The following is a 1641-nucleotide window of genomic DNA, read 5'->3' as shown; positions in this document are numbered from 1 at the left end:
CCAAGTATGTATATCCTTACAGCGATTATTTATCCATGAAAAGGTATATGATACTTTTTTAGATGAATTTATAAAGAGTACTAAATCCTTAAAGGTAGGTGATCCACTATTAGATGATACTGATGTAGGCCCAATGATTGATATAAAAGAAGCTGAGAGAGCAGAAAACTGGATAAAAGAAGCTGTAGATAAGGGGGCTAAGATCCTTGTTGGAGGCAAGAGAGAAGAAGCTATACTACACCCTACTATATTATCAGGAGTCAATGATAGCATGAGGCTTTGCAGAGAGGAGATCTTTGCACCAGTTGTTTCAGTTTTTAAGTATAGCAATTTCAATGAGGCAGTTGAACAAGCAAATAATACAGATTACGGGCTTCAAGCTGGTGTATTTACAAAGGATTTAGAAAAAGCCTTCTATGCAATTGATAATATAGATGTTGGTGGTGTAATGATAAATGATTCATCAATGTATAGAGTAGACCATATGCCCTATGGTGGAAATAAGAAAAGCGGTTTAGGCAGAGAAGGTGTAAAATATGCAATTGATGAGATGACCAATATTAGGATGGTAGTGTTTAATTTGAGCTAGGTTTTGATAAGGACTAAAAGGTAGTTTATTGCCTATTTAAACTAAACCAATATAATATAAGCACTATAAAATTTTATTTTTAAGAGGTTAAATAATGTTTAACATAGATGTATTAACTGAAAAAGAATTAATAATCAGAGAAAAACAAAAAAAAGAAAAGATAAATTATATTAAGACACAATTAAAAGATGAAAATGCTAAGTTATTTATAGATATACTCTTAAATAATATGCCTTTATATTTAATAGATCTGCTAGGTGATAAAAATCTTTTAGAATTTTCTTTATTTGCCTATAAATCCTTTGAGAACAGAGCATTAGATATACATTACATAAAAGGCTACAATGAAAAAAATCTTAATTTTTTGCCACCTAATCACTCACTTGTTGTTTCAATAACTAATGATAAACCATTTATAGTAGATAGTGTGCGTGAATATTTCTTTGAAATAAAATTTGATAGATTCTATATAGTTCATCCAATAATAAATGTAAGTAGGGACGAATCTGGCAATATAAAAAAGATAGATGAAAAAGATAAAGATAGTGTAAATGAATCCGTTTTATTTTTATTTCTAGAAAATATAACTAGTTCTTTTTTAAAATCCACTGAAAATGAGCTTAGACTAATATATAATGAATTGAATTTTGTAACAAACGCCTTTAATAAGATGACTAAAAGAATTACTCATTATAAGCATATTAATGACTTCTTAACAGATAAAGTCAATCGTTTTCTTGAGTGGTTATTACACGATAATTTCATTTTTATGGGAATAAAAGAAATCGAGGAGATTAAGGGCAGCATAGAGGTTAGAAATTTTGGTATTTTTGAGGTGGATGAACTCTCTTTAGATGTTAAATATCTCTTAAAGCTAGTTAAAGATGATAAAATAAATAAAATAGATGATCAACCAATATATATAAATAAATACCGGCATAAATCTAAAATAAAAAGAAGGGAATATCTAGATTTTATTGGATTAATTAAAAAAGGCAATAGTGTAAATAGGTTTTATATAATAGTTGGACTGTTTACTCAAGATGTTGTCA

The 1641-nt window shown here is 28.3% G+C and carries 2 protein-coding genes; both read left to right on the top strand.

Going from position 1 to position 1641, the window contains the following annotated elements; translation table 11 throughout:
- A partial coding sequence (locus SVN78_11000) for an aldehyde dehydrogenase family protein (GenBank protein ID MDY6822133.1) occupies positions 1 to 589 on the top strand: 589 nt, incomplete at its 5' end.
- A gap of 94 nt (positions 590 to 683) precedes the next feature.
- The coding region (locus tag SVN78_10995; protein MDY6822132.1) for an NAD-glutamate dehydrogenase at positions 684 to 1641 on the top strand (958 nt) is incomplete at its 3' end.

It is taken from the genome of Deferribacterota bacterium (assembly GCA_034189185.1).
Lineage (GTDB): Bacteria > Chrysiogenota > Deferribacteres > Deferribacterales > UBA228 > UBA228.
This window is presented reverse-complemented; position numbering and strand designations above follow the sequence as displayed.